Below are 17,952 nucleotides of genomic sequence, written 5' to 3'. Positions count from 1 at the left end.
TTGTTATGATTTCAATAGATGCTTCTTTTCTTCATCGCCTTGCGCCTAAATTGGCGCATCATGCGCGCCAAGATTTTATTATTGTTGAAATGGCACGCGTGTTGCCTAAAGCTTTATCTTATGGGGCACTCACAACACCGTTGCGTATTGCCCATTTTTTAAGCCAATGTGCCCATGAGAGTGATGGCTTTTTTACCCTGCGTGAATATGCCTCAGGGCGCGCTTATGAGGGGCGGCGTGATTTAGGCAATGTCAACCCTGGGGATGGGGTGCACTTTAAGGGGCGTGGTTTGATCCAATTGACGGGGCGCAATAATTATCGCCGTTTTACGAGGTTTTGGTGCTTAGTCGATGAACAAGCGGTTGATTGTGAAGCATTTCCGCAAGAGCTGGAAAAGTTTCCAGCAGCGCTTTGGTCTGCTGTTTGGTTTTGGCAAATGAAAGGCTTGAATAGGCTGGCTGATCAAGATGATTATCTAGGGATTACCAAGGCGATTAATGGGGGAAGAAATGGACTTGTGCAACGTTTGATTTATTTGAACCGCGCCAAAAAGCTTTTGGGACTTGGAGGCGAGGTAAAGGCATGAAGCCCTCTTATCGTGGTTCTAGGCTCTATTTATGGTGGTCTTTTTGGTTTGCTTGGGGGGTTATTTTTTTGCTCGTTTCTGGTGGTTTGTGGGGGGTTCCGCATATTGTTGATATGGCGAGCATTTCTATTCCTTCGATGGTGGCGATTATTGTTGGCAATCTGGGGGTGCATCGTGGCTTTGGCTCGTTGGATTTTTCTAATAGGAAACATTCCCATAAGCGGCATAGCAGCTCCTATGATGGGGTGGAGATAACGAGGTGGGGAGATAAAAGCAATGTTTAGCCCTGTTTCAAAACTGTCTTTTGGTCTGCTTTTTTTGGTCAGTGTGATGTTGGCGGCTTTTGGCTTTATGAAAGCGCAAATTTTAAAGGCGGAAAAGGCGCGTGATTTGTATTGGCAGTTGGAGATTGCCAAGGCTTCAGCACGTGCACTGCTTGTACAAGAGCGACAAAGACAAGCAGCGTTGGAAGCTGAGCATCAAGCGCAAGGGGTGATTTCGGCTTTGGAACAAAAGCTTGTGAAAATGGAGGAAGTCAATGGGAAGTTGCCGGTTACTGGCGGTGGCATTGGGCTTGAGCGTGTGCGCTTGCTCAACACACAAGCCGGTGGGTAGCCTTTCTTATCATTTTTTATCGGTTGAGTTGCCGCCTGTTGTTCGCATGGCGTGTGCCCGCCCAGCTTTATTGCCAGAGCGTGCTTTGAATGCGCGTGAAGTGGTGCACTATTGGGGGCGTGATCGTGCTGCTTTATTGATTTGTGAACAGCGCAGAAAAGCTGCGGAGCGGGCGATTTTAGGCAAAAGAGAGGGGACTTTTAAGTGAATTTGGATATCAGTGTTGCCAATGGCTGGTTGTCTTTATTGTTATCGGTTATTGCGATTTGTGGGGTTTTGAGAGCCTATTTTTCTTCAGGTGCGCGGGAAATGCTGAAAGATATCACGGCGCTTAAAGAGCGTGTGCAAAAGTTAGAAACAGAGATGGACTTTTTGCCTGATCGTGATGCGCTGCAAAGATTGGAAGTGAATATGGAGAAATTGAATGGTCGTCTCAACACGCTTTCTGCACAATTACAACCGGTGGCAGCCATTGGTGAGCGCTTGCAAGAGTTTTTGTTGGAGAATGCCAAGAAATGAAAGCAGATATGGATAAAATCATCCGTGAAGAAGCGCGGTTGATTATTTTAAAAGGGCTTGCTTGTGAGCGCAGTGAAACTTTATCGAGTGCGATGATTGAGCGGCTTTTATACAGTTATGGCATCAGGCGCGATCGCGATTTTGTGCATAATGAATTGGCATGGATGGAAGATCAAGGTGCTGTTACGTTAAAATGTGTGGGTTCGGTTTTTCTTGCGGCATTAACAGAACGGGGAGCGCGTCATTTAGACCGGAGCTTTTCCATTGAGGGGATTAAGCGGCCTAAACGTTCATCAATAAAAGACGAGGTGAAGGATGCGCAAGGTCGGGCGTGGACGTTTAACGGCGATTGATTTATTGCCGCAAGCTTGTGATCAAATTATTGCTGCTGCTGCTGAGGCTTTAAATGGGCGTGAGAAGACGCAAAAAGCCATTTATGATGAATTTAAAGCAGCTTTGAAGGCTTTACGAAAGGAAACGGGTTTAAGCTTTTCTATACCCTCCTTTTCCAGTTTTAATCGGTATTCTTTGCGGCTAGCCGTGATGTCACGGCGCCTAGAACAGACAAGAGAAATTGCAGCAAGCCTCTCGCAGCGCTTTGATGCTAAAGCTTCTGATAATATCACTCTTTTGACGGCGGCAGCGATTAAGGAGTTGATTTTTTCCACGTTGAGCAGTGGGAAAAACCTTTCGCCAAAGGCAGCACAAGAATTGGCCAATGCGCTTAAAGGCGTGTTGGCGGCTGAACATTTGTCGACCACCAGACGGCAAAAGTTGGAAAAAGATTTTACCAGCAAAGCAAGCAAAGCGGTTGACGCAGCAGCAGCGGCGGCGGGGCTCTCAGAAGAAACAGCGCGAGCTATTCGTGCGCAGGTGTTGGGGGTAAAACATGGCTGAACAGCCCTTTTCAAAAAGTCATGTCTTTGATCATCAAAGTGGTTTTGATATTTGGCAGAGAAGTACTTTTCCCAAAGAGAGTGATCCCTTAGCGGAAGGCGTTTTGATGGCGCATCAACGGGCATGGATTGAAGATAAGTCCCCATTAAAATTGGTGGAAAAGGGGCGGCGGACCGGCATTACTTTTGCAGAAGCTTTGGATGATACACTGATTGCAGCGGCGGCACGTGAAGCGAGGGGCGATAATGTTTTTTATATTGGTGACACCAAAGACAAGGGGCGGGAATTTATTGGCTATGTGAGCCATTTTGCTTCGGCAATTACGAGCCATAGTGGGGATGTTGAGGAATTTTTATTCTCTGATCAAAGGGCGGATGGTTCAACAAAATATATCTCTGCTTATCGGGTGCGTTTTGCTTCGGGGTTTCGGGTTGAGGCGCTTTCGAGCCGCCCTGAAAATATCCGTGGGTTACAAGGTATTGTGGTGATTGACGAGGCGGCGTTTCATCAAGATGTGCGCGCTGTTTTGGATGCTGTCAATGCTTTGCTCATTTGGGGAGGAAAAATCCGTGTGATCTCCACCCATAATGGTGTGCTCAATCCTTTCAATGAACTGATCCGTGAGGCGCGAGCGGGAAAAGTGCCTTTTTCGGTGCATTGTTACCCCTTTGGTGTTGCTGTTAAAAATGGCTTGTTTAAACGGGTTTGTGCCATGAAGGGGGAGGTGTGGAGTTTAGCATCTGAGCAACAATGGGAAGAGCAAATTCGTGCCTCTTATGGGGTGCGTTTGGCTGCGATGCGCCAAGAATTAGATGCCATACCAGCCGATCAAGAAGGGGCGGCTTTAACACGTTTGCAGATTGAAAATTGTTGCGCGCCTGACATTGCATTGTTGCGTTTTGCTTGTGTGGATGATTTTAAAAATCAATCGGAACATCAACGAAGTGTTGCTGCTTTTGCTTGGTGTGAGAAGCATATAAAACCTCTTCATGCTGGGCTTGACCGGCGGCGCCAACATGTTTTTGGTGTTGATTTTGCGCGGAGTGGCGATGCGACATCGATTGTGGTGATGGAGGTGGGACAAGATTTGGTGCGCCGTGTACGGTTTATGGTGGAATTGCGCAATACGCCGTTTGATCAACAAAGAGAGATTTTATTTTATGGGGTGAATGGTTTGCCGCGTTTGATGGGCGGCGCGTTAGATGCGCGGGGCAATGGGGCTTATTTAGCCGAAAAAGCGGCGCAGCGTTATGGGGCTTGTGTGAAGGAAGTGCCCTTGTCACAAAGTTGGTATGGCAAGGAAATGCCGGCTTATTTAGAAGCTTTTGGGGATGGGACGATTGTTTTGCCGCGCGATAGTGACATTGTTGCCGATCATCAAGCGCTTGCTTATGTCAATGGCATTGTGAAAATTCCAGACAATCATCGTTTTAAAGGCAGTGATGGTTTTATGCGTCATGGTGATAGCGCGATTGCTTGCGCTTTGGCTTATTTTGCCAGCCGCCAAACTCCTGAAATTTATGATTATACACCTGTGAGAGAGGCTTATCGTTTTGATGAAAGCTCGCTCTTTTCAACGCCTTTTTTTTCAACAATGCGATCAAAAATTTATTGATGGGATGATGAGATGGTAAAACTTTTAGATCAGTGGGGCAGGGCGCTTAATATCAAAGGGTTGGAGCGAGAAGTTGCAAGCCCTACCGTTGGCGGTGTTCGTGATGTGTGGTCACAAACCATTGTCAGTGGTCTGACCCCTGCGCAACTTGCTGATATTTTACAACAGGCAGCAGAGGGTCATCCAGAGCAGTTTTTCCAACTTGCCGATGATATGGAAGAGCGTGATTTGCATTATCGTGCTGTGCTTGGCATGCGTAAAAATGCTCTCACAGGGGTGGAGCCTGGAGTGATTGCCGCAAGCAATAGTGCACAGGACAAAAAGATAGCAGATGCGGTGCGGGAAGTGATTAGTGCGCCTACCTTTGTTGATGATTATGTGACGGATTTATTGGATGCTTTGGGGAAAGGTTATGCGGTTGTAGAAACCTTGTGGGACAAGAGTGCCAAGGAATGGTGGCCGGTTGCTTGGAAATGGCGTGACCAGCGGTTTTTTCAATTGGATCGGCGGGATGGTTTTCATTTGCGTTTAAAAGAAGAGGGGTCTTTTAATGGAAGTGAATTGCCTGCTTATAAATTTTCTATTCACAGACCCAAGTTAAAAAGCGGTTTGCCTATTCGTTCTGGGCTTGCGCGGCTTGCAGCTTGGGCTTTTTTGTTTAAATCTTATACCTTAAAAGATTGGATGGCATTTTTAGAAGTTTATGGCATGCCTTTGCGTGTGGGTAAATATGGGGCAAGCTCTTCTCATGAGGAGCGACGGGTTCTCATTCAAGCAGTGCGTGATTTATCCAGTGATGCGGCAGCGATTATTCCCAAAGAGATGGAGATTGAATTTATTGAAGCGGCAGGGGGCAGTGGCAATGCGGTGTTTGCTTCTAAGGCGGAATATTTAGATCGACAAATTTCTAAAGGTGTGTTGGGGCAAACCATGACGACGGATGATGGTTCGTCCTTTTCGCAAGCGCGCATTCATGAAAATGTGCGCCATGATATTGCCAGAGCTGATGCACGCCAATTAGCTTTAACGGCTAATCGTGATTTGATTGTGCCTTTTGTTGAGATTAATTTTGGACGCCAAGAGCGCGCCCCCCTTGTCTATTGGCCGATTTCGGAAAATGAAGATATTAAAGCGATTAGTGATGCACTGGAAAAACTTGTGCCCTTGGGTTTGCGTGTTGGGGCGCAAGAAGTGCGCAATAAGATTGGTTTTTCGCAACCAACAAAGGAAGAGGATGTTTTAAAGGCTCCTGATAATGCGCTTGATGATGAGAGGGGACAAGAGGATGGTGAGGCAAGACAAAAGGCTCATGTTTGTGCTGATTGTGGGGGTGCTTTTGATGTTTCTGTGACAAGAGAGGGCAAGGGTGGAAAAGAGCATGGTGGGAAATATCACGACGAATTGGACCGGCTTTCTGAAGAAGCTTTAAGTGACTGGGAAGAGGACTTAGAACCCCTTTTAGAGCCTTTTAAAAAGCTTGTGAGAGAAGCAAAAAGTTATGAGGATATCCTAAAAGGCTTGGATGAATTGCTAGGTGAGATGGATCATCACGCATTAGCAGCGCGCTTGGCAAAAGTACAAATGATTGCACGTGGGCTTGGGTATCATGGATGAGGAACTTTTTAAAACCGCCCCTAAAGAGGTCACCCGTTATTTTGAAGCCAAGGCACTTGTTCCAAGCTTTGATTGGCGTGATGTGGCACCAGAAGAACATGCTTTTTCCTTTACGGTAGCAAAATCGGTAGGCTATGACATTTTGGATGATTTTAAGCGAGCGGTTGGAGAAGCCATAAAACATCAAGTTCCTTTTCAAGATTTTCAAAAAAATTTGATGCCGATTTTACAGGAAAAGGGTTGGTGGGGTAAAAAGACCAGCATTGACCCCAAAACTGGTGAAAAGAGCGTGGTGCAATTGGGCAGCCCGCAACGCTTAGAGACGGTCTATTGGGCTAATACCATGAGTGCGCATGCAGCAGGCGAGTGGGAGCGCACACAAAATAATAAAGAATTTTTGCCCTATCTCACCTATGCTTTGTCGAGTTCAGAACATAAGCGTTTAGAACATGAAAGTTGGGTGGGGTTTACCGCACCTGTTGATGATCCGGTTTGGGATTGGCTTTATCCACCTAATGGTTGGCGGTGTAAATGCAGTGTGCGACAGGTAAGCCGTTATGAAGCAGAAGATTTAGGCTATGAAGAGGGGGCAGAGCCACTTCATGTTGAAAAGCAGGTTTGGCACAATAAGCGAACGGGGAAAATTGAGAAGATACCAAAGGGCATTGATCCTGGTTGGCATTTGAACCCTGGGAAACATCGCGCGCAAAATTTAAGCAATTTTTTGAGTGATAAAGTCTCTGTGATGGGGGACAATGACAAACGCATTGCCATTGAAGATATTGTGGGTTCACCACTTTTGGAAGCCATGTTTGAAGGACGGATGCCTCGCGGGTTTATACCGATTGCACCGATACCACAAAAGGTGGGTGATGTTTTTGCAGCGGAAAATTCTCTTATTCGCTTATCCGCAGACAGTGTGAAACATATTTTGTTAGAGCATCAAGCGCGTGATCTTCACTTGGAGGATTTTCGAGGCGCCATTCAAACATTCATAAAACCCCATGGCGTTATCAGACGCAAAGATACGCAGGGTGTTATGTTTTTTGGTGAAAGTGGTGGGACATGGTGGCGCTTTGTGGTCAAATTTGTAGCAAGCAAACAAGAATGGTGGTTGACCTCCATGCATAAAAAAAACTCTAGAGAAATTGGACGCTTATTGGATGCGGCTGAAAAAAAGGGCGAGAGGTTGTTGTAAAGAGAACAACAGGAAGAAAGTCTTGTGTTCTTAACGGAAAAGAGGCGAGGAAAATGAGAAGGCGTGGAGGGCGGTCAACTCCTCGCAGATCCGGTAAAACCGTCCTGGTATAACTGGCTCACGCCTCGTGGATAGAAGTAACAGTTTAAAAGTTTAAAAGCAATCTTTAAAAAAACGACTTGAGAAAAACCATGTTGGCTTTTGTGAAGAGAGCCGATGTTTGAGAAAATGAGAAGGCGTGGAGGGCGGTCAACTCCTCGCAGATCCGGTAAAACCGTCCTGGCAAAACTGGCTCACGCCTTACCTCCAATGATATAATGTTTTTAAGCCAAAAAGCAATCTTAAAAAAAACGGCTTGTGAGAGGCTTTTTTTGTATAAGATGATAAATTGTACCTCTCACTTGACAACGGCGCTCTATCGCCTTTGAAGTGCCTTTGAAAACGATTTTATGGGATGGTTTGGCACGGGGGTTTCTCTCACAAGGAGAATAATAGGGAAAAGAGTGCTTTTTTGAGAAATGCTCTTTTGACTGACAGTGTCAGACTTATAGTGGGAGTAAGTTTCATGCATTGTATTGCCAATGACAATTGTAAAGCAATAGGCAATGTATGGAACAGGAATTTCACGAAGATCAAAAAGATGGGGATGCAGAAACATTTCATGCTGCGTTAATAGATCTTTGCCAAGACGCTACCGTTAGCCAAGCGCCTGAATGGGTAGAGCTTTTGCCCAAAGCGCCCCATGTGAAGGCACGTGATGGACGAGAGTGGCATTATAACCCGCAAACTATTTTAAAAGCCTTTGCAGCCAATAAAGGACCGCTTGTGATTGATTATGAGCATGGGCAACATCACCGTGCGAGAAATGGTTTAGAAGCACCTGCCAGTGGCTGGATTGAAGAATTAGCAGAGCGGGATGGTGCGATTTGGGGGCGTGTTAAATGGACCGATATGGCCGCTAAAAAGATTGTTGCCCGAGAATATCGCTATCTTTCGCCTGAGTTTCGCCATTCTAAGAAAGGTGAAATTTTAAATTTAGCCGGTGCTGGTTTGGTGAACCGTCCAGCCCTTGTCATGACGGCTTTAAGCCGTGAACAGCCCTCCCCTATAACTTTGACGGAGAAAATGATGGATTTGACAGCCATTGCCAGTGCACTATCGCTGGCAGAAGATGCTAAAGCGGATGAGGTTTTAGCAACGCTTAAAGCGCGCGAAAAGGAACGCGTAGAATTAAATGCCCAATTAACAAAAGCGCGAGAAGATTTAGCGCTTTTGCAAGAAGAGCAAAAAAACAGTGCCATTGAGAGTCTTTTAGATAAGACCATTGAAGAGGGTAAGATTTTGCCGGCTGCTCGCGAGGAATATCGTGCGCTCTGTAGCCTTGAAGGGGGGATGGAACATTTTAAAAGTTTGGTCGAGAAGTTGCCGGCGCTTGCCTCAACAAGCCCTCTAGAAGTGTGTGCCTTAGCACAAGAACCAAAGCTTGCTCCAGAAGAGGTTGCCCTTGCGGCACGTCATTATCAGGAAGAGCAGAAGAAAAAAGGCTTCGACATCACCATTAGCCAAGCGGTTGAGTATATTAGCGAGCAAAAGGAGCGCCAATCATGAGTACGATGATTTTAATTAAATCTTTTCGCGCTGGAGATGTGATCTCACCTTATTGCATTGTTGCAGCCCGCGGTGAGGGAATGGTGGCAATGGCTTCTGGTAAGGGTGATAAATTATTAGGGACTGCTGGGTCTTGTGAAGCCAAGGCTGGTGAGATGATTGATGTTGGCCAATGTGGTTGGGGCGAAGTGGTTTGTGGAGGCAATGTTTCCTTTGGTGATTTTTTGACCTCTGACCCCAAAGGACACGCCATTAAAGCGGAAGCCGCAGATCGCACCATTGGTATTGCCATGAGTGATGGTTCTGCTGGTGATGTTATTTCTTTTAAAATTAATTAATCGAGGCATAAAATGAACAGACCTTTTCCCATTGATCCAACACTCACCGCTATTGCTATTGGTTATCGCAATCCAGCAGGTTCTCTTATTGGCGATAGAGTTTTGCCACGCGTTTGTGTTTTAAGTGAGGTGTTTAAATATAGTGAATTTCCTTTAGCAGAAAATTTTACCGTGCCTGAACTTGAGGTTGGGCGAAAAGGGCGCCCGAATGTGGTGGAATTTTCTGCCTTTGAACGGGAAGCCAGTGTCAAAGATTACGGACTTGATGATCTTATCCCCAATTCAGATATTGAAGCAGCGGCACGGGCACGGGCGGAGCGACGCTCTCGTTATAACCCCGAAAAGACAGCTGTAGAGGGACTTGCCAATTTGCTAGAATTGGGGCGTGAAGTGCGTGTTGCAGCTCTTGTGCAAAGAAGTGAAAATTACGCACCAGAGCGGGTGATGACGCTTAAGGGTGAAAATAAATTTAGCGATTATGAGAAATCTGACCCTTATGCCACTTTAGATGAGGCGATGGATAAAAGTCTCGTCTATACGCCCAACACCATTGTGATGGGCAAAGTTGTTTGGTCAAAACTCAAACGTCATCCCAAAATCATTAAAGCTGTTAAAGGGGGTGGCACTGCTGATGGTTTTGTCACCAAGGCGCAATTTGCTGATCTGATGGAAATACACCCCGATCGTTTACTCATTGGTGAATCGCAAGTGAATTTGGCACGTAAAGGGCGTTCGGCACAATTGGCACGCGTGTGGGGCAATAAGATTGCACTGCTTTATATTGACCCTACCAAACAACAGGCAGATGGTTCGGTCATCAGTTGGGGCTTTAGCGCCCAGTTGGGCGAGCGTTTGTCTGGAGTGATTAATGATCCAGATATCGGCTTGTCGGGTGGTAAACGGGTGCGTGTGGGGGAACGTGTGTGTGAATTGGTTGCCGCAAAAGATGCCGGCGTTTTGTTGCAAGAAGTTGTCTAAGGGAAACTTTTAAACATGGCTTATGCAAGCAAAACATTGATTGAAGAGCTCTGGGGTGATGACTTCTTGGATGATTTGTGCGGGATGGATGAGAACTCTGATCCAGTTTTTTCAGAGCAAGCCATTGCCCGCGCGCTCGAACAGGCAAGCGGTGAGATTGATGTGCATCTGTCTCATCGCTACTCAATCCCCATTGCTGGACAGCCAGCGGCTCTGGGTATGATCTGTGTCAATATTGCTGTTTATAATTTAGCCATACGCCATACGGCACTGACCACGACTATTGAAGATCGTTACAAACAGGCGGTTGATTTGCTGAAACGTATTGCCGAAGGCAAAGCGGGTTTAGGTATAGATGAACCTAAAATTATGAGCGAAGATGGTCCCGTGCGTGATGGGGCTTTCTTCCATGCCAAGCCGCGTTTGATGGGAAGATAATATGTCTGTTGCAACCCATATTGAGATTAAAGAGACAGGGCTTGAAGCGGCTTTATCCTTTTTGCAAAAGGGAGCTGATCGCTCGATGGGGACTTTGGCACAAGGGGTTGGGCGTCTCATTCAAGAAAGCACAAGGCGGCGGATTCAAAGTGAAAAAATGTCTGCTCAAGGAGAGAAGTGGAAAAACAATCATGCCCGCACCTCCATTCTTTATGCCAGTGGGGCGCTTTCACGCTCCATTGATATGAAAGCTTCACCAGAACAGGTGATTGTGGGCTCTGGGTTGGTTTATGCGCGGATTCATCAATTGGGTGGGGTTATTCGCCCGAAAAATGGCAAGACACTGCGCTTTTTTCTTAAAAGCGGCAATGCACACCGCTTTGTTTGTGTGCATCAAGTGACCATGCCCGCACGCCCTTATTTGGGGCTTTCAGAGCACAATAAAGTGGAAATTGTCAAAGCGACAGAAGATTGGCTGGAAAGGGTCTTTTCATGAGTCAAACGATCACACAAGCAGGGCGCATTAATCAGTTTCGTGAAGCGGTGATAAGAAGCCTTAAAGGCGCTTTACCGGATGTGCGTGATTGCGGCTGTCAATTTGGACGTTTTAACTTAGAAGAACTTGAAACACAAATGCTGGTGGCTCCAGCAATACGGGTTGCGGTGTTAGAAAGCCGTTTAATTTCTGTTGCTTCTGGACAGATGAGTGCGGATCTTCATTTAGGGGCTTTTATTATTACCACAGGTAAAGAGCGTGATGTTTCCAGTTGGCTTTTAGCAGAAGCCATTGCGGTGCTTTGTCATAGCGGGCAATTGTGGGGACTAACGCATTTGAGTGCCCCGCGTGAGGTGCAAATTGAACCGATTATCTCTGCGGCGATTAAGCAGCGTGGTGTATCGATAAGCGTGGTGGAATGGCACCAAGATTTGCATCAGTTGGGACAGGATATTTTTTGTGATGAGGGACAACTCAAAAGTGGTTTGATTTCATGGGACAATGAGGTGGGGGCATGAATGATGCACATCTCTTAAGTGATACCTTTCGACAAATCATGAAGCGTCTTGATGCGCTTGAACGCTGTCTTGCCAACCAGCACATGATCGGGCGGGTTGTGCAAGTTGATGGTCATAGGGTGCGGGTGAAACTTTGCGAACAGGGTTCCAATGGACAAGCGGTTTTATCGCCTTGGTTGCAAGCGCAAGAAGCTTCTGGCGCTCTCTCAAGCAATATGCCCCTCCATGTTGGTGATCCGGTGCGGTTGTTGAACCCCCATGGCGAAATTGGTTCTGCCTCTCTGGTGGTGCGCGATAGCTATAGTGAGGATGCGCCTAATCCCGCACGCTCTTTCCAAGAACTTGCTCTGTGTTATGCCGGTGGCGCTTTGCGGATGACAAAAGATGAACTTATTCTCTCCCATGGGGAAAATCAAATTCATTTGAGTGCACAAGGTTTGGTGCTTTCTCATCAAGCAACCCGTGTTGAATTAACGGGCAGTGTGCACATTCAAGCAGAAGATTTACAGCATAATCAAAAATCTGTTGGCGCAAGCCACAAACACGGTGGGGTCAAAATGGGTCCCTCCACAACCTCTTCCCCTCTTTAAAGGAGTTTTATCATGCGTGAGAACACTTATGTTATTTTAACCAATGCCGATTTTGTTGCAGGCAAGCGTTCACCAGGCAAGGGTGAGGAAATTTGTTTAAGTGAGGAAGCGGCTAAATATCCGTTGCTGCTTGGTCAGATCGCTGAAAAACCAGCCCCTGTTGTTGCTGCGGCCCCAACGGTCTCTACCACAAAGACAAGCAAAGGGGCTTAAAGCATGCGGTGCGGGATGAGCGAAAAGGATGGCTCTCTCTTGTATGGCTTTGCGCATTGTCAACAGTCACTTCGTAAATGTCTGACGACAAGAATTGGGACACGGGTTTTGCGTCGTCATTATGGATGTGATGTTGGAGCATTCCAAGATGCCAATGCTGATCCTGCGACGATGATGCAGCTTTATCAAGCAATTGTTGAAGCACTCGATGATCCAGAGTGTGGAGAGCCTGGGTTTTCGTTGCAGAGGATTGATCTGACAAAAGCAACGCGTGAAGGCACATTCCATTTTGTTTTAACGGGTGTTTTTTATCCCAATGGGCATTTGGGGGATTGGTCACACCAAGAGCCAATGAGCATCAATTTAGAGGTTGGTGATGACAGAGCTTGAACCTTTTCCTCTCCCACAAATTATTGAAGAGCTTTCTGTTGAAGCAATTTTAGAGCAAAAGATCACGCGTTTGACTGAGCTTTTTGCGGCGCATCATATTCCTTATAATGTGGAAAAGACCGCTTATGATCCCGTGGTCATTCAATTGCAAGCGGCGGCTTATGAAGAGTTGCTGTTGCGCCAACGGATCAATGAAGTGGCGCGGGATAATTTACTCACATTTGCTCGTGGAACAAGTTTAGACCATTTGGGGGATTTTCATGGGGTCACGCGCCTTTTGGATGAAGATGATGAGCGGTTTCGCCGCCGCATTCGCTTGAATAGACAAGGACATTCCACAGGGGGCACAGCGCCACGTTATCAATATTTTGCGCTCTCCAGTGATATCCATGTCAAAGATGCTTTTGTTTATCGTGTGGGCAAAAGCCCGATTATTCATGTGGCTCTTTTTAGTGATAGCCCATCAGGGGTGGCAGATGAAGCTTTAATTGCCAAGGTGCAAGCCGCCCTTGATGCCCCCCATGTTAAAATGACCAATGACCACATCCTTGTGAAAAGCGCGGTACAGCGGATGATCAATGTTTCTGCTGATTTTTGGTTGTTACCGGATGAAGGCTCCTTTGTTTTGGAAAGAGCGGAGCAGAATTTAAGAGCAGAATGGGCGCGTGCGCAAAGGCTTGGGCGTGATTTGTCTTTAAGTTGGATACTAAGCCGCTTGATGGTTGAAGGCGTTCACCATGTAAACATAACGCAACCTTGTGAGGATATTTTGGTCGCACCGGATGAAGCCGTCGCACTAGGGGATATTGTCTTGTCTGAACGGGGGCGTGCTTATTGATGCTTTCCTCACTTTTGCCCCCAAATTCGAGCTTGTTTGAACGTTGTTTTGCAGAAGCAATGGCTCTTGACCTTCACGTTAAAACTGCACTCGAAGAAATACCTCGCGCGAAATTTATCACGCGTCCGCCTTCTTGGTTGCCCTTTTTAATAGACGAATATGGCTTACAAGAATTAACCCCTTATTTCTCTAACCTCTATGATTTGATTGACCAAGGGCTTGCATGGCAACGCCTGCGCGGGTCTGTTATGGCAATAGAGATGGGGCTTCAATGGTTAGAGCTTACAGCACGCTTTCAACCCGCATGGACAGGGCGCGCATGGTGGAACTCCTTTCAACTTGATTTTGATCAGTTGCCTGAACGTAAAAGCCTTGAAGCTATTGAAGCGATTACCGACCTTTCCAAAAGTTTGCGCTCTGATTTTCGCCGTGGGACCTATGGTTATGATGTGCAAGCTGTTGAATGCAATATGTCACGGTTTGATGACAGCATGTTGGAATATGAAAGCGGTGTTCACTTAACAGCTGGGGACACTTTGTTTTCCTTTGGACGCACAACAGAAATCAATCACACGCTCACAAGAGAAGAAGGCAGGCTTATTGGTAATTGGATAGATGATGGGGATGAAGAGTTAAGCTGGAACCAAATTGATTATCCTTGGGATTTGGCAAATTTTCCGTGGTGTTCGGTCAAAAAACATGAACGCGATATACTCATGGCAGAGTGGTTCCAAAATCGTCCCCTTTATTTGGCTTTAAGAGACGAAAACAATACTCTGATTGGGTATCGCCGATGCAACATTGTCCAGCCTGTAGAGCAGGTTTTAGAGGGTGTTTACAACCATTGTGGCAACAGATTTATCCCTTCTACAACAGGCACTCTGTTGTTTCTTGCAGCCCGCACAGATTTTGAAGATGTTGAGGACAAACAAGCCGCCGCTGTTTCCCTTCTCGTTCATGGCTGTCTTGCACAACAAACCCCTCTTGGCAAACTTTGGTTAGGGGCTGATGAGCTAAATGGCGGTGTAGAGATACTCAAAACGCCTATCAATATTCCTTTGCGTGCCGATGTTCGCGAACAATTCAAGATTTTATTGAGGTTTTAATATGAAGCATGAAAGTGGTTTACCCTTTGCAATTGACAGATCTCGCGGCAAAGAGGAACAACAAAGCGTGGTGTTTTATGGCACGCGTCCCTTTATTCAAAGTGGTGAACTCAATGAGGTTCAAACCATCATCAGGGGGCGTCATGACCGCTTGGGGCGCCTTGTTGCAAAAGAAGGAGACCGCGTTGAACGGGCTGATGCTTTTGTCAACAAAGAGACAAAGACCGTCACTTTAACGGATGGCAAGATTTATATCGCAGGCGATATTTTCCCCGTTGCACCAGCTGTACTCAACAATGTTGCTATGATTGGGCGCTTGGAAATTGGTGTGAAGCTGCAAAAAAAATGGATAACACACGAAGATGATCCAGAGCTCTTGGGGCAAGTCCCTGGCACCTTAGCAGAAGGAGAGCCTGGAGCGGCACGCGAAACAGCAAAGCTTGTTTGGGCACTAAAAGAGGATGCGCAGCAAGGGGCTTTCTTTCCGGTTTATATCTTACAAGATGGTGTTCTGATTGATCAAAAATCCCCCTCATTGCTTGAACCCGCCATGCAAGCTATTGCGACGTACGACCGCGCCCATGGGCATTATATCGTGAGTGGCTGCCGTGTAAGTGCATTGGGAGCCAATAACGGTTGCCAAGTGTTTAGTATTCAAGAAGGAGAAGCCAATATCAATGGCTTTAAACGCAAACGCTTAGCGGCTTTGCGTCATGAAGAACTCGAGGACTTTTCGACAAGCGTTGTTCCTAGCGAAACGCATATTTTTGCGCCCCCAAAAGGGAAAACAAGTTTCACCTTTAAACCCTATTATTTTCCTATTGCCGATATTCAGTCTCTTTTGTTGACAAAAGAAAAAACCGTTAACGTCACCCGTGGTGCCGTTGCCGCTGGGCGTGATGGTGTTCCTGATAAAAGCATCACCGCGTTTATCAAAATCGTTCAAGGAAGCAAGGAATTTAAAGAAGGCACAGATTTTAAAAAAACAGGAGACACCATTGATTGGGCACCGGTGGGAGACGAACCTTTAGCAGGGAGCAGCTATAAGGTGACTTACCGCTATCGCGCAAAAATCACGGCTGATAAAGTAACAGCGCAGGAAATCACTGTCTCAGGGGGTGCGGAGGGTGGTGATATTATCGTCAGTTACACTTATAAATTGCCCCGCATTGACCGTATCGGTCTCAACACAGGGGGCAATGTGGTTTACATCAAAGGTATCTCAGTAGACCAACCCATGGCACCCAGTGTTCCTGATGATGTGTTGTCCCTTGCAACCATTACCAACAATTGGCTTGAAATGCCGGTTGTCGTCAATGATGGCACACGGGTTGCCCCCTATGATGAAATGTGGCGCTATTTTCAACGAGTGCTTTCGCTTGATCGATTGATGCAATTAGAGCGTATTAAAAGCAATGTTGACTCTAAAGAACCTGTTGCCAAAAAGGGCATGTTTGCCGACCCTTTTCTCGATGACAGTTACAGAGATGAAGGCTTTCAACAAACAGGTGCTGTAGGCAACGGCATTTTACAGCTTGCCATTGACCCAACCTTTTACACTGCTCCTTTAAAAGCGCCTGTTACGCTTGACTGGACAAATGAAGTGATCATTGCGCAAGAGTTGACAACGGCTTGCGAAAAAATCAATCCTTATCAAAATTTTGCGACCTTGCCTGGTACAGTAACCCTTGAACCCGCGACAGACTTCTGGCATGAACAGCGCACCGATTGGCTCTCAAGCGTGACCAATCAAATCATTATGGGAAAACATCGCGGCAGAACTATCCGTAACACAGAAGTGCGTGATGACTTGGTCAATGCACATCAAGAACAAACCGACTTTTTAAGACAAATTACCCTTCACTTTAAAATTGAAGGCTTTGGCAAGTTAGAACAATTAGAAAGCCTCATCTTTGATGGTGTGAATGTTTTGCCAGCGAGCCGCCTTGTTGCCGATAGCAAGGGCACCCTTGAAGGAACTTTTAAAATTCCACAAAACATCACCGCTGGCACAAAAAATGTTGTGGCACGGGGGAAAGGTGGAACCATTGCAACGGGGCTTTTTACCGGTCAAGGTCTGATTGATGTGAAAGTGATGCGGCGCACCACCACTGTGAAAATATGGATGCAATTTGACCCACAAGCGCAAGTCTTTACCCCCGATGAAACACGGCAAATCACCGGTATTGACTTTCATCTTTGCAAAATCGGTAATGAGAAGCATGATTTGGTGATTGATTTGGTCACTACAGAAAACGGTTATCCGACCGCCGATATTCAAGCACAAAGCTTTTATTCTATGAAGGGCGCAAAGCTAGGTTGGGCAGAGGCACGCTATGATGTCCCTTTGTTAGTCCCTAATGACCGTCTCACTGCTTTTGTCATTAAAACCGATGATGCTGATCATGCCGTTTCACTAGCAAAGCTTGGAGATTTTGATGCAGAACACCAAAGATTTGTCTCAAGTCACCCTTACGTGACCGGTCCACGCTTTTCTTCTGTCAATGCTAGGAGCTGGACCGCTCATCAAGATGAAGCCTTAGCCTTTCGAGTGCTGGCGGCACGCTATAGGCAAACAGAAAAGATTGTCGATTTAGGCACTTTTGACCTTGTGGACTGCTCTGATTTGCAAGTACGCGCAGCCATTGAATTGCCTTCAAGCGATTGTTCTGTCATCTTTGAAATTGAAAGAAACAATGGCACAATTTATCAACTCCTGCCCTTTCAATTGCTAAGCCTTACTGAATATATCAGTGAAAAAGTAAAACTTCGTGCCATTCTCAAAGGCACCGAAAAGCTCTCACCCGTCTTGTTTGCGCCTGTTCAATTGATTGCGGGAAAGATCCATAAGGAAGCTACCTATGTCACGCGTGCTTTTGCCTTTGGTGAAAAAGCAAGATTGACCAGCTATATCAAAACCTTTTTACCGGGCGGTGCAACCTTTTCACTGGAGATGCAGCTGGATGATGGTGCTTTCACCCCTTTGAAATTAGAGGAAACAGAACAACTCGCTGAACCGCTTTGGACAGAACGAAAATTTGTGAGCAGTGACAAAACAGCCAAACAAGCACGTTTGAAATTGACCCTTACCGGTGGACCAGCAGCGCGGTCCATGGTGTGTGATTTTGGCGCTGGCATATTGTGATGGGAGAACAGAGATGACAAAAACCAAAAAACTCGATATGGAATTGCCTAAAGAGGGGCGTTTTATCAGTTCTGAATTCCCAATCTTGCGCGAAAACTTGACAAAAATTGATCAGGCAATAGCCGATGTTGAGGACAAGGTAGACGAAAAAGCGCCTTCAAAACACACGCACACCATAAGCGAAATCACAAATCTAGAAAGCGCTCTCAATGGCAAAATGGCAGCGGATAAAACTTTCTCATTTGCTGA

23 protein-coding genes are annotated in these 17,952 nt (G+C 46.3%); all 23 read left to right on the top strand.

The features are described from left to right. Positions 1–5 precede the first annotated feature (5 nt). Positions 6–587: a glycoside hydrolase family 19 protein gene (locus ACFINW_RS08275; protein WP_375674136.1), complete on the top strand. Its 582-nt coding sequence runs from the start codon at positions 6–8 to the stop codon at positions 585–587. Beyond that, complete coding sequence (locus ACFINW_RS08270) at positions 584–871, top strand: hypothetical protein (RefSeq protein ID WP_375613745.1); 288 nt, start codon at positions 584–586, stop codon at positions 869–871. Before ACFINW_RS08275 ends, ACFINW_RS08270 begins: the two co-directional genes overlap by 4 nt. Next, entirely contained in the window at positions 864–1,202 is a 339-nt protein-coding gene (locus ACFINW_RS08265; protein WP_375674134.1) for a hypothetical protein, read from the top strand. Before ACFINW_RS08270 ends, ACFINW_RS08265 begins: the two co-directional genes overlap by 8 nt. Continuing rightward, the gene (locus ACFINW_RS08260; RefSeq protein WP_375613747.1) at positions 1,195–1,410 is read left to right on the top strand and encodes a hypothetical protein; all 216 of its coding nucleotides are present in this window, start codon (positions 1,195–1,197) and stop codon (positions 1,408–1,410) included. Before ACFINW_RS08265 ends, ACFINW_RS08260 begins: the two co-directional genes overlap by 8 nt. After that, the gene (locus ACFINW_RS08255; protein WP_375607966.1) at positions 1,407–1,721 is read left to right on the top strand and encodes a DUF2730 family protein; all 315 of its coding nucleotides are present in this window, start codon (positions 1,407–1,409) and stop codon (positions 1,719–1,721) included. Before ACFINW_RS08260 ends, ACFINW_RS08255 begins: the two co-directional genes overlap by 4 nt. Further along, on the top strand, positions 1,718–2,074 hold the full coding sequence (locus ACFINW_RS08250; RefSeq protein WP_375612320.1) for a hypothetical protein: 357 nt from the start codon (positions 1,718–1,720) through the stop codon (positions 2,072–2,074). The genes ACFINW_RS08255 and ACFINW_RS08250 overlap by 4 nt, the downstream gene beginning before the upstream one ends. After that, positions 2,037–2,618 (top strand): phage protein Gp27 family protein, encoded by a 582-nt coding sequence (locus ACFINW_RS08245; protein WP_375674132.1) that lies wholly within the window; start codon positions 2,037–2,039, stop codon positions 2,616–2,618. Before ACFINW_RS08250 ends, ACFINW_RS08245 begins: the two co-directional genes overlap by 38 nt. Continuing rightward, positions 2,611–4,233, top strand: coding sequence for a hypothetical protein (locus tag ACFINW_RS08240; protein WP_375674130.1), 1,623 nt, complete (start codon positions 2,611–2,613; stop codon positions 4,231–4,233). The genes ACFINW_RS08245 and ACFINW_RS08240 overlap by 8 nt, the downstream gene beginning before the upstream one ends. A 12-nt stretch (positions 4,234–4,245) precedes the next feature. Next, a complete protein-coding gene (locus ACFINW_RS08235) occupies positions 4,246–5,847 on the top strand; it encodes a DUF935 domain-containing protein (protein ID WP_375674128.1) in 1,602 nt (533 codons plus the stop codon). Then, positions 5,840–7,045, top strand: coding sequence for a phage minor head protein (locus ACFINW_RS08230; RefSeq protein ID WP_375674126.1), 1,206 nt, complete (start codon positions 5,840–5,842; stop codon positions 7,043–7,045). The genes ACFINW_RS08235 and ACFINW_RS08230 overlap by 8 nt, the downstream gene beginning before the upstream one ends. A 609-nt stretch (positions 7,046–7,654) precedes the next feature. Beyond that, positions 7,655–8,653, top strand: coding sequence for a phage protease (locus tag ACFINW_RS08225; RefSeq protein WP_375674124.1), 999 nt, complete (start codon positions 7,655–7,657; stop codon positions 8,651–8,653). Next, positions 8,650–8,991 (top strand): hypothetical protein, encoded by a 342-nt coding sequence (locus ACFINW_RS08220; protein WP_375674122.1) that lies wholly within the window; start codon positions 8,650–8,652, stop codon positions 8,989–8,991. Before ACFINW_RS08225 ends, ACFINW_RS08220 begins: the two co-directional genes overlap by 4 nt. Positions 8,992–9,003: 12 nt before the next feature. Then, entirely contained in the window at positions 9,004–9,969 is a 966-nt protein-coding gene (locus ACFINW_RS08215; RefSeq protein WP_375674120.1) for a capsid protein, read from the top strand. A gap of 15 nt (positions 9,970–9,984) precedes the next feature. Further along, positions 9,985–10,407, top strand: a complete 423-nt coding sequence (locus ACFINW_RS08210; protein ID WP_375612327.1) for a gp436 family protein — start codon at positions 9,985–9,987, stop codon at positions 10,405–10,407. 1 nt (position 10,408) lies between these two features. Then, positions 10,409–10,903 (top strand): phage virion morphogenesis protein, encoded by a 495-nt coding sequence (locus tag ACFINW_RS08205; protein WP_375630779.1) that lies wholly within the window; start codon positions 10,409–10,411, stop codon positions 10,901–10,903. Beyond that, positions 10,900–11,421 carry a hypothetical protein gene (locus ACFINW_RS08200; protein ID WP_375674118.1) on the top strand — a complete coding sequence of 174 codons (522 nt, stop codon included), beginning with the start codon at positions 10,900–10,902 and terminating at the stop codon, positions 11,419–11,421. The genes ACFINW_RS08205 and ACFINW_RS08200 overlap by 4 nt, the downstream gene beginning before the upstream one ends. Next, positions 11,418–12,011 carry a hypothetical protein gene (locus ACFINW_RS08195; protein WP_375637306.1) on the top strand — a complete coding sequence of 198 codons (594 nt, stop codon included), beginning with the start codon at positions 11,418–11,420 and terminating at the stop codon, positions 12,009–12,011. Before ACFINW_RS08200 ends, ACFINW_RS08195 begins: the two co-directional genes overlap by 4 nt. 12 nt (positions 12,012–12,023) lie before the next feature. Continuing rightward, entirely contained in the window at positions 12,024–12,224 is a 201-nt protein-coding gene (locus ACFINW_RS08190) for a hypothetical protein (RefSeq protein ID WP_375620339.1), read from the top strand. Between the two features lie 3 nt (positions 12,225–12,227). Further along, positions 12,228–12,614, top strand: coding sequence for a GPW/gp25 family protein (locus tag ACFINW_RS08185; protein WP_375621649.1), 387 nt, complete (start codon positions 12,228–12,230; stop codon positions 12,612–12,614). Then, positions 12,601–13,452 carry a baseplate J/gp47 family protein gene (locus ACFINW_RS08180; protein WP_375647667.1) on the top strand — a complete coding sequence of 284 codons (852 nt, stop codon included), beginning with the start codon at positions 12,601–12,603 and terminating at the stop codon, positions 13,450–13,452. Before ACFINW_RS08185 ends, ACFINW_RS08180 begins: the two co-directional genes overlap by 14 nt. Then, positions 13,452–14,558 carry a phage tail protein gene (locus tag ACFINW_RS08175; protein WP_375674116.1) on the top strand — a complete coding sequence of 369 codons (1,107 nt, stop codon included), beginning with the start codon at positions 13,452–13,454 and terminating at the stop codon, positions 14,556–14,558. Before ACFINW_RS08180 ends, ACFINW_RS08175 begins: the two co-directional genes overlap by 1 nt. A gap of 1 nt (position 14,559) precedes the next feature. Then, positions 14,560–17,703, top strand: a complete 3,144-nt coding sequence (locus tag ACFINW_RS08170; protein WP_375674114.1) for a DUF4815 domain-containing protein — start codon at positions 14,560–14,562, stop codon at positions 17,701–17,703. 13 nt (positions 17,704–17,716) lie between these two features. Continuing rightward, on the top strand, positions 17,717–17,952 hold a 236-nt coding region (locus ACFINW_RS08165), incomplete at its 3' end, for a Bgr_08870 family protein (protein ID WP_375674112.1).

The sequence above is a fragment of the Bartonella sp. AA18HLJMS genome (assembly GCF_042197245.1).
Lineage (GTDB): Bacteria > Pseudomonadota > Alphaproteobacteria > Rhizobiales > Rhizobiaceae > Bartonella.
This window is presented reverse-complemented; position numbering and strand designations above follow the sequence as displayed.

Excerpts from the sequence above, each read along its gene's own strand:
- ACFINW_RS08275 (WP_375674136.1), top strand. The coding sequence starts at position 6 with ATGATTTCAATAGATGCTTCTTTTCTTCATCGCCTTGCGCCTAAATTG.
- ACFINW_RS08270 (WP_375613745.1), top strand. The coding sequence starts at position 584 with ATGAAGCCCTCTTATCGTGGTTCTAGGCTCTATTTATGGTGGTCTTTT.
- ACFINW_RS08265 (WP_375674134.1), top strand. The coding sequence starts at position 864 with ATGTTTAGCCCTGTTTCAAAACTGTCTTTTGGTCTGCTTTTTTTGGTC.
- ACFINW_RS08250 (WP_375612320.1), top strand. The coding sequence starts at position 1,718 with ATGAAAGCAGATATGGATAAAATCATCCGTGAAGAAGCGCGGTTGATT.
- ACFINW_RS08245 (WP_375674132.1), top strand. The coding sequence starts at position 2,037 with ATGCGCAAGGTCGGGCGTGGACGTTTAACGGCGATTGATTTATTGCCG.
- ACFINW_RS08240 (WP_375674130.1), top strand. The coding sequence starts at position 2,611 with ATGGCTGAACAGCCCTTTTCAAAAAGTCATGTCTTTGATCATCAAAGT.
- ACFINW_RS08235 (WP_375674128.1), top strand. The coding sequence starts at position 4,246 with ATGGTAAAACTTTTAGATCAGTGGGGCAGGGCGCTTAATATCAAAGGG.
- ACFINW_RS08230 (WP_375674126.1), top strand. The coding sequence starts at position 5,840 with ATGGATGAGGAACTTTTTAAAACCGCCCCTAAAGAGGTCACCCGTTAT.
- ACFINW_RS08225 (WP_375674124.1), top strand. The coding sequence starts at position 7,655 with ATGGAACAGGAATTTCACGAAGATCAAAAAGATGGGGATGCAGAAACA.
- ACFINW_RS08220 (WP_375674122.1), top strand. The coding sequence starts at position 8,650 with ATGAGTACGATGATTTTAATTAAATCTTTTCGCGCTGGAGATGTGATC.
- ACFINW_RS08215 (WP_375674120.1), top strand. The coding sequence starts at position 9,004 with ATGAACAGACCTTTTCCCATTGATCCAACACTCACCGCTATTGCTATT.
- ACFINW_RS08210 (WP_375612327.1), top strand. The coding sequence starts at position 9,985 with ATGGCTTATGCAAGCAAAACATTGATTGAAGAGCTCTGGGGTGATGAC.
- ACFINW_RS08205 (WP_375630779.1), top strand. The coding sequence starts at position 10,409 with ATGTCTGTTGCAACCCATATTGAGATTAAAGAGACAGGGCTTGAAGCG.
- ACFINW_RS08200 (WP_375674118.1), top strand. The coding sequence starts at position 10,900 with ATGAGTCAAACGATCACACAAGCAGGGCGCATTAATCAGTTTCGTGAA.
- ACFINW_RS08195 (WP_375637306.1), top strand. The coding sequence starts at position 11,418 with ATGAATGATGCACATCTCTTAAGTGATACCTTTCGACAAATCATGAAG.
- ACFINW_RS08190 (WP_375620339.1), top strand. The coding sequence starts at position 12,024 with ATGCGTGAGAACACTTATGTTATTTTAACCAATGCCGATTTTGTTGCA.
- ACFINW_RS08185 (WP_375621649.1), top strand. The coding sequence starts at position 12,228 with ATGCGGTGCGGGATGAGCGAAAAGGATGGCTCTCTCTTGTATGGCTTT.
- ACFINW_RS08180 (WP_375647667.1), top strand. The coding sequence starts at position 12,601 with ATGACAGAGCTTGAACCTTTTCCTCTCCCACAAATTATTGAAGAGCTT.
- ACFINW_RS08175 (WP_375674116.1), top strand. The coding sequence starts at position 13,452 with ATGCTTTCCTCACTTTTGCCCCCAAATTCGAGCTTGTTTGAACGTTGT.
- ACFINW_RS08170 (WP_375674114.1), top strand. The coding sequence starts at position 14,560 with ATGAAGCATGAAAGTGGTTTACCCTTTGCAATTGACAGATCTCGCGGC.